4 protein-coding genes are annotated in these 9616 nt (G+C 49.2%); 1 reads left to right on the top strand and 3 read right to left on the bottom strand.

The genetic code is table 11. The features are described 5' to 3' along the window. The 3 genes from QUB24_RS17730 to ppsA all read right to left on the bottom strand — a co-directional run. Positions 1-4549 (bottom strand): DUF4347 domain-containing protein (locus tag QUB24_RS17730; protein ID WP_333154499.1); only part of this gene is annotated, 4549 nt, incomplete at its 3' end. A 1477-nt stretch (positions 4550-6026) separates the two neighbouring features. After that, entirely contained in the window at positions 6027-6347 is a 321-nt protein-coding gene (locus QUB24_RS17725; protein ID WP_333154498.1) for a DUF6464 family protein, read from the bottom strand. 282 nt (positions 6348-6629) lie between these two features. Further along, a complete protein-coding gene (gene ppsA, locus QUB24_RS17720) occupies positions 6630-9107 on the bottom strand; it encodes a phosphoenolpyruvate synthase (protein WP_333154497.1) in 2478 nt (825 codons plus the stop codon). 262 nt (positions 9108-9369) lie between these two features. Here ppsA and QUB24_RS17715 point away from each other — a divergent pair, with 262 nt between their 5' ends. Next, positions 9370-9501, top strand: coding sequence for a hypothetical protein (locus QUB24_RS17715; protein WP_333154496.1), 132 nt, complete (start codon positions 9370-9372; stop codon positions 9499-9501). Positions 9502-9616 lie beyond the last annotated feature (115 nt).

Here is a 9616-nt window from a genome sequence, read left to right as displayed (position 1 = left end):
GCGCGGGTGTTGGCGTCGGTATCGGTGTTGGTGGTGTGGGTGTTGGTTCCGGCGCGGGTGTTGGCGTCGGTATCGGTGTTGGTGGTGTGGGTGTTGGTTCCGGCGCGGGTGTTGGCGTCGGTATCGGTTCATTAAGGGGAATGAGAGAGACAGTGGCGACTGCCGCACTGGTGGCGCCGAGGTTATCTGTAGCGCTGTAGGTGAAGTTTGCCCCTGTGAAATTGCCGGATGCCTGGAAGAACAACTGGGTAATTTGCTCGGCTGTCAGGGTTTGACCTGCCGTGACCCGCACTCCCTGGCTGGGGTCGGCCAAGAACAGCGTGCCTTCATTGGCTGGCGGCAGGGTGCTGATGGTGAATGTAACCACTGTGCCGTCTGAGTCTCTGCCTCCGAGCCCGCTAATTTGGACAACGCTGTTGGGCGCTAGCGCTGCGTTGCTGCTGTAGGCTGATGGAGGTTGGTTGGGTGTGGGCGGCGCGAGTAAAATGGCGGTGGTGACAGTGGCTCTGGACTCGGAACCGTTGTTATTGCTGGGTTGGGGATCAAAAGTGGTCGATCGACTCTGGGAAGTATTGCTAATGCTGTCCGTCGCTGGAACGACTACTGTTACCTCGCGGTTGATGTTGCTGCCGCTAGTCAAACTGGGAATTGTTGGGAAGGTGACAACCCCTGTCACGGGGTCGTAAGTGCCGCCGTCCGATGCGCTGACTCCCGTTAAACCGGGAATGATGCTGTCTGTAATCACTACGTTTTCCGCAGCATTCGGCCCATTGTTTGCGGTAGTTATAGTATAAGTCACGGAACTACCAGCAAAAGCAGATGTGAGACCGCTCTTGGACGTAACCAGGTCGGCGCGGGCGGCCTCGATCGAAGTAACAACTCGCCCCCCCGCCTGACCGGGCACTGCGACTGTCGAGCCGTTGTTATTCGTCAAGTCCGGGTCAAAAGTGTCCGATCGACTTAATACAATATTGGTGATGCTCGTCAGAGTAGGCGGCGGTACAAAAATCAGGGTGCGGGTGACGCTGCTGCCACTGGCTAAAGTCGCGATCGCTGGGAACTCGATCGCCCCTGTGTCTGGATTGTAGGTTCCGTCATCGGACACGCTGACATTAGTTAAGCCGGGAATCAAGCTGTCAGTAATGACTACGTTGGTCGCAGGACTCGGCCCGTTGTTGGTAGTAGTAATTGTATAAAGTAGCGTGTCGCCCACCTGGATGCTGGCCGGAGCTGTTTTTTGGGTGACAACATCGGCCACAGCCGAGATCGAGGTAACAACTCGCCCCCCCGCCTCACCTGCCACTGCCACTGTCGAGCCGTCGTTATTCGTCAAGTCCGGGTCAAAAGTGTCCGATCGACTTAATACAATATTGGTGATGCTCGTCAGGGTAGGCGGCGGTACAAAAATCAGGGTGCGGGTGACGCTGCTGCCGCTGGCTAAAGTCGCGATCGCTGGGAACTCGATCGCCCCTGTGTCTGGATTGTAGGTTCCGTCATCGGACACGCTGACATTAGTTAAGCCGGGAATCAAGCTGTCAGTAATGACTACGTTGGTCGCAGGACTCGGCCCGTTGTTGGTAGTAGTAATTGTATAAAGTAGCGTGTCGCCCACCTGGATGCTGGCCGGAGCTGTTTTTTGGGTGACAACATCGGCCACAGCCGAGATCGAGGTGGTGACGGTGGCGTTGGGGTTTGTACCGTTGTTGTTGGCCGGAGTGAAGTCGGGAGTGATGGAGGTACTTCTGGCCGTGTTGCTGATGGAAGTTAGAGTAGGCGGTACTGTGAAGTCGATCGTCCGGGTGACTGTCTCCGCGTTGCCTATTGCCACGGGCGCGAAGGTGACAATCCCCGTCACTGGATCGTAAACGCCACCGTTAGATGCCGTGACTCCGGTTAACCCCGGAACTATGCTGTCAGTGATGGTTACGGCTTCTGCAGGACTCGGCCCTAAGTTGACTGTGGCGATCGTATAGCTGACCGAACTACCGGCCGTAGCACTCGTAGAACCCGTTTTCGTGGTAACAATATCCGCGTTGGGCGCAATACTTGTCGTAACCGTAGAGTTAGTGGGAGTGCCGTCTTTGTTGGTTGTCGAGCCGTTGTTGTTAGTGGCGATCGGATCGAAAGTCGCCGAGCGGCTCCGGGCCGTGTTGCTGATGTCGGTACGGGTGGCTGGGGCAATGAAACTGACGGTGTGGGTCGCAGTAGCCGCATTGGCCAGCACCGTCAGTGCTGGGAAGGTGACAATGCCCGAAACTGGGTCGTAACTCCCCCCGTCCGATAGGCTGACTCCTGTTAAACCCGGAATAATGCTGTCCGTGATGGTCACATCGGCAGCGGGGTCTGGCCCCATGTTAGTCGTAGTCAATGTGTAGGCGACGCTTGAGCCAGCCGAGGTAGTCACAGGCCCACTTTTGGTAGTAACTAAATCCGCGACTGTATCGACAACTGTGGTAAACACTACACCAGGCCCCTCGATTTGCCCTGGCGCGAGTACACCGCTGTTGTTGCTGAGGTCGGGGTCGAAAGTCGAGCTAGTGCTGAATGCAACGTTGGCAAAACTGCTACCGCTGGTTAAACCGGGCGGCAAATCAATAGTCAGGGTGTAAGTCACAGTCTCGCCGGCATTGAGAACCGGAATTAACGGCCAGGTGACAGCCTTCGTTTCGTTCACGTAAGTGCCGTTGTTGGAGACAATCAGATCCGGCGGCAATCCGCCCGGACGCAGCAGTTCTAAAGGTATTTCGTCCTGAATCAGAACATTTGTAGCGGGCGCTGGCCCCTTGTTTACTGTAGTAATCGTGTAGGTAATGCTGCCTCCAGGCTTGACGAACTGCGGGCCGGTTTTAATAGTGGCAACCTCTGCGGCGATACTGGGAGGATTGATAGTTTCAACTACTACGTTTTGAAGTTCGTGAATGTTGTTGGCGCCTCCTGTGGAACTGCCAAAACCAAATTTGAAAAGTGGCGGTACTGGGCCGTTTGTGGTGACCAAGTTGGGGATGTCGATCAATGTAGTTTCGTAGATGTCGTCGAAATTTTCATCGAAGGCCACGGTGAGGCGAGAGGGATTCACCGGATCGTTAGATGGATTCAGCGTAATTTGAACGGATCTTTTGGCTAAATTGCGATCGCTCGTGAACGTATTGCTGAAATTAAAATTGTTGCCGGCAACAGGGCCACTAAAGTCAATGCTCGTAGGAATGTTATCGATGCCGAAGGGAACGATCGCATTTGTTAAAAACCGATAACCATTTGCTTGATTTCCTCTAACAGTCACCGAATCAGGTCTGAAAGAACCAATAGAAGAACCCGGAATCGGAGGTGGCTCAGGGCCAGAGCGCCCTTCTGTAGACGTTGAAAAATTGCCAAACTCGTCAAGCCCAATGCCTAAATAACCTCCCTCAATACCGGGTATATTCGTTCGTGGAGCGTAAGCCAGAGAACCGCCATAACCCCCAGTCCTGGTTGGGCTAACAGTGCCGTCAATCAAGAAGAAACCCAGCCCGTCCCCTGGCTGAGGGCTAATAAAGGGTTGCGGGGACGGAAATTGCTGGTTTGAACCGTAAGAATAAAAATCAAACTGGACTCTGATACCGTCGGTTGAAGGAATGGGGTTGTTGTAGATGACGAAGGCTTCCCGACGGTTTACTGCTGGAGTTAATAGCAGAGCGCCCTCGCCGGGACTCGCACCGCCCAAAGCCGGAAGTACGCCGGATACTGTGCCTCCGGTAATGCCGGGGATAAGTTGATTGGCTGCTGGAATCCCGCTGGTGGGATCGAACAGTGCCCCGTTGTTTCCCCCGTAAATCCAAGGCCCCCTAACTGTGGAGTTTTTGAAAGTTTCGTTAACTAATGTGCCGAGGGCGTAAGGGTAGGCTTCGAGCACTTCTTTTTCAATGGCGATTTTCGCCTTTATTTCCCCGGTCGCAAATTTTAATTCCCAGTCGCCACCGAGTGCCGCACTCCCCGTCAAGTTGTCGGAAGCTGCAATATCTGCACCCACCATCAAGCTCAGCCGCCGCACGAAGGCCTCGCCGCTTTCCCCCGCTGCGACGCTGCACCCGAATAACAAGATATCTCCTCTCTGGCTGAGGGCTTTTCCCCACTGCTGTAACAAATGGCTGTAGGTTTGTAAGTTGTCGTTGCAGAGTTCGATCGACCCTAGCTGCACTCCTGCTTCTCGACCGTGAGAAACTATCTGAAGGCTGTCTAAATCGCTGCAAACCGCCAAAATTCTAGTAATTTGCTCGACTCCATCCCGCGTCGAGTCCAGTACAAATACCTCTGTATCGGCTGTTGCTCCTCTTGCCAAGCTGTCACCGTTCTCTACTCTGGCATCGAGGAACAGTACATTTTTTATAGTCCGAGGGGGCAACCACGGGGGGTTTTCCCTTACGGTTGCTCGCAAAACTTCTCTGTGGGAATGCCCAATTCTCGTGCCGCCACGAAGTTTCTGGGACAGGAAACACTCCTCTATTTTTACTTGTTTTATTGATTTTTTATGATAATAAGTTGCTGTTGTTCGGGAGTTTGTGTCCGCAATCATTTCAGTGGAATCACATATTTGTGGGTTGAGAAAAATTGGTTTGTTGCAGATGCTTTGCATGGTCAAATTGGCTCACGAATTGTAGATGATGTACCCACTTCAAGATGATAATTATCACCTATTGACAAGGTTTAATTGCAGAGTAAGAGGCTCTGCTGCTTGACTTAGATCAAGAGCAAAAAGCAAATTTTACTCAGCACAAAGCAGTGCTATATAGATATTTGATAGCATTGCAAATATCGCCGGCAGAAGCGCTGAGGATTTGGGGTTTCAATCCCAATAATCTCTCTATCGGGTGATATTTTGCCTTCGGCTTTTTTCTTTTCTTTTAGGGAGTGTATCTGTTACACGCCTACAGCATTTCTCAATCTTGGTGAGGTATGCCCACGGAGGCCACGGAGGCCTATTCCCACGGAGGCCACGGAGGCCGCTTATCAAGCGTGCACCTCATGTTACTGAGAAAGGCTATATCTCTTACATCGCGCAGTAGATAATAACAGGAGTTCTCAAAAATTTACTTTATGAGGTTTTCTGTACATCGTCTAATGCACTTTATTTGCAGAGAAAATTCACTATTTCTGGACGTATAAACCTGGTTTGAGGGACTAAAAGACTTCTTTGTAGCCTTCGCTCCCGGTAAAAAACTCGGTTTCTTTGGTTTTGGCGCGCAAACCCTGTTCACAATAGCAACTAGACATTAATTAGGGAGTGATAGCCGTCACATAATTATGTCGGCCGTGCCCGAAGTGTCATTCAACTGAGATCTTTTACCATTCTCAATAACCCTTCTATGGGGGGTTCTCCTGCCCGGCCCATAAGAAAATTCACTGGTTGTGGAACAGGCCAGCGTCGCCTATTCTTGAAAATGGTGCAACATATGAGATTCAATTGAAATCGGCATACCCTGTATCGACGAGGCGTCTTAAAAATTCATGACTTGGAGTCTGGAGATAGCAATCTAGGTTTGAGACTGTTTCGCTACGATCGCAAAAACAGATTAGTGCCGCCCACAAGCAACTTCTCAAGTTGTCAACTTAGAGTCTTCGAGCTGGTTTCTGTTTAAGATAAATGCTCGGGACAATGTTTCGTGCAGAATTTTTCATGATGTTTTGGAGAAACTGATTGGGAGATGTGCGCCTCAGCTACTTACGATTTTTGTTGGCTAATTTTCTTAACTGCAGGAGTTACGCCCCGGAGACTAGAAACCTAATTTGTGCCTAGATTTCTCGCCGCCTAACCAAAATTTATCATCTAAACCTGGTTTTTGATCGTAAGTCCTCAACTAGAAAAACACCGATCGCAATCCGCCAGTTATGGCAACTGTAACCAAGCAATAATGCTCGATTAGGTTTTAACTGCTGAGTTTGGGCGTGGGTAGTCCAAAACAAGCTTCAACAAGAATCCTTACACGTAAGTACATCTTAACTCATTGATTATTACATCCGCAAATAGACGTAGATACAAGCACCAATATAAGCTATATCTTTTGGTCTCCAACGTCAAGAGTTTTGGCTTGGTAGTACGGACAATCTTGACAGGGCCCAGAAGGATTGACAGCGCAGCGAATGTAATGAGAGCGGGCGTTATACTCGCAAGTGATATCGCCTATCGCATAACCGAGGCTTTGTATGTAAGTGCGATCGGCAGTTGGTAGTTGAGTTCGGATTGGTCTATTCGCTACCGCAAGTCTGGCTGCTGCAATTCTATCGCGGGCTTGGCTCTGGGCATAGCGCATCACCCACAAAGACAGCAGCGACGGAGCTAAACCTATGAAAATAATCAGGAGAGCAGTTAGCACATTTTCAGAGCTGATGTGGAGAATATTTGTTTTAATTTAGGCTATGGCAACAGAAAATCCTTGCCTAAAAGACGGTTTTAAATAAGAAAAGTTCCCGATTAAGTCTCAAACTAGGCCGCCCCTGTGTTAACTGTTAGCTGGCGGCTGAGGAGGGCGAATTAAATAACTTACAATTTCAATTGTTATTGTGGGATGGGCGTCCCGCCCGTCCAAAAAAGACGGGCGGGACGCCCATCCCACAAACTTTTTGAGAAACCCCGTTGCTCTCCAAAACCAAAACTGTTAAACCTTAGCAATATCCCCCGCTAAATCCATCAAGGAACCCGCACCTTCTACCTTAGCAACATCTAACAAAGTCTTCAAAACCGAATCGGGATTCAAACTAATCGAATCAATTCCCAACTCTACCAAGAAACGAGCAAACTCAGGATAATCGCTGGGGGCTTGACCGCAAATCCCAATTTTGCGATCGTACTTCTTGGCGGCTTTAATGGCAATTGCTACCATTCGCTTGACAGCTTCATTCCGTTCGTCAAAAATGTGTGCGACTAAAGCAGAATCCCGGTCTAATCCTAATGTTAGCTGAGTTAAATCGTTAGAGCCGATCGAGAATCCGTCAAAAACTTGGGCAAATTCGTCAGCAAATATGACATTGCTGGGCAATTCGCACATCACATACACTTGCAAGCCGTTCTCGCCCTTAACTAAACCGTGTTTTGCCATCTCGGCTAACACTTTTCGCCCTTCCTCCGGGGTGCGACAAAATGGAATCATCGGAATCACATTTGTCAAGCCCATTTCGTCGCGAACTCGCTTTAATGCTTTGCATTCCAAAGCGTAAGCTTCGCGGTAATTTGGGTCGTAATAACGAGAGGCGCCGCGCCACCCGATCATCGGGTTTTCTTCCTTGGGTTCAAACTGCCGCCCTCCCAAAAGATTAGCATATTCATTGCTCTTGAAATCGCTCATCCGCACGATAACTGGGTTTGGATAAAATGCGGCGGCAATTGTGGCAATTCCGTGGGCGAGTTTGTCGGTGAAGAAATCGGGTTTGTGTGGATAAAGTGCTGTCAGTGCTGCAATTTCTTCTTTGACTGATTCATCTACCAATTCGTCAAAGTGAATCAGTGCCAGCGGGTGTGCTTTAATGTGATTGGCAATGATGAATTCCAACCGCGCTAAGCCTACGCCGTCGCAAGGAATGGCTGATAAACCAAAGGCTTCTTCTGGGTTCCCGACATTCATTAAAATTTGAGTGCGGGTGCGGGGTAAATTCTCGATCGCAGTTTCTTGAATTTCAAAAGGAAGCAAACCGGAATAAACTTTGCCTTCGTCTCCTTCCGAACAAGAAACAGTGATTTCTTGCCCGTTTTTCAAGATTTGGGTGGCATCGCCGGTGCCGACAATGGCGGGAATTCCCATTTCTCTGGCGATGATGGCGGCGTGACAAGTGCGGCCGCCGGAATTGGTGACGATCGCACTTGCTTTTTTCATAATCGGTTCCCAATCCGGGTCTGTTTTGTTGGTAACTAAAACTTCTCCTGATTGAAATTCAGCGATTTTGTGCACATCTAAAATTACGCGGGCTTTGCCTTGTCCGATTGATTCGCCAACGGCGCGTCCTTTTGCTAAAACTGCACTGGTGCCTTGCAATTTGTAGTTTCGCAAAACTTTAGCAGACTTTTGAGATTGTACTGTTTCGGGTCGCGCTTGGACAATAAACAATTCGCCCGTATTGCCGTCTTTTGCCCACTCAATGTCCATCGGGGTGTAAGTCCCGCGCACTTTAGAGTAGTGTTCTTCGATGAGTACGGCCCATTTTGCTAGTTGCAGAATTTCATCATCTTGTATGGCAAATTTATTTTTTTCGGCTGCGATCACGGAGACGTTTTTGGTGTATTTAGAACCGCCGATATCGTACACCATTTTGAGTGTTTTGGTGCCGAGTCGTTTGTCTAAAATCGGGAGAAAACCTTGTTTTAATGTTGGTTTAAAGACGAAGTATTCGTCGGGGTTGACGGTGCCTTGGACGACGTTTTCGCCTAATCCGTAGGCGGCGGTGACTAATACGGCGTTTTTGAATCCGGTTTCGGTGTCGATGCTGAACATGACGCCGGAGGATGCTAAGTCCGATCGCACCATTTTTTGGACGCCGACTGATAGGGCGACTTCAAAGTGGTCGAAACCCCGCTGTTGGCGGTAGGAAATCGCGCGATCTGTGAATATGGAAGCAAAGCATTTGTGACAGCATTCGAGGACGCCAGCGCAAGCTTGGACGTTGAGGTAGGTTTCTTGCTGTCCCGCGAAACTGGCGTCTGGTAAGTCTTCGGCCGTGGCGGAGGAACGCACTGCTACGTCTGTACTGTCGCCGTAGCGATCGCACAATTTTTCGTAAGCATCGGCGATCGCCGCTTGGAGTTCTCGCGGAAATGGTGTGTCGAGAATCAGTGCCCGCGCTTGCTTGCCTTTTTGTCGCAGGTTCTGCAGATCTTCTACGTCTAAATCGGCAAAAATTTCGCGCAATTTAGCTTCTAAACCCGCTGACTGGATGAAGTATCGGTAAGCGTGTGCTGTAGTTGCAAATCCGTTGGGAACTCTGACTCCTTGGCCAGTTAATTGTTGAATCATTTCGCCCAAAGAAGCATTTTTACCGCCTACTAATGGGATGTCGGCGATGCCGACTTCATCAAACAACAATACTAAGGCTTTTTCTTTGGGAATTAAATCGGCTTTTTGATCAATTGCTAAATTTTCGATCATTGCTTTTTTCCTCTCCACTTCATCTCAGTTCGGTCAAAGGACAGTAAACAAAAGACAGTTTATTGGAAATTGTAATTTTGTTACAAAAATTCTCAAAATTTTTCCTAGGCTGTATCAACCGAGTTTTCGATTGCCTCTATTTCAATATTATCACTTTTTGGCTAAATAGCAAGACCTGTGGAGATATTTTATTTGATTGCAAAAAGTAAAGAAATCGCAGTAATGAGTTTATGTAAGGTATTATAAAAGAAGTGGTAAAAATATGAATAGCAAAGATAGTTCCCACCGCTTTTTTGGCGTTGAGCGCTCGTTGGTGTGGGGAGATCGCTCGGATTGTGTTGGTAGCGGAATTGAAGGACAACAAAGGGTGGGGTTCGATCGCGCGATCGGCTGAACCCGCCCAAAAACCGATACTTACCTTCCGACAAGAGTCGTGAGTCGCCCAAAATTTTAGATTCTAGTTCAACCTCCCCGATTCATCTGTGGACTAAATCTAAAATCTAAAATCT

Origin of the sequence: Microcoleus sp. B9-D4 (genome assembly GCF_036705105.1) — a bacterium.
Classification (GTDB): Bacteria; Cyanobacteriota; Cyanobacteriia; order Cyanobacteriales; family Microcoleaceae; genus Microcoleus.
Note: the sequence above shows the minus strand (reverse complement) of the source record. Positions and strands in the feature narration are given on the sequence as shown.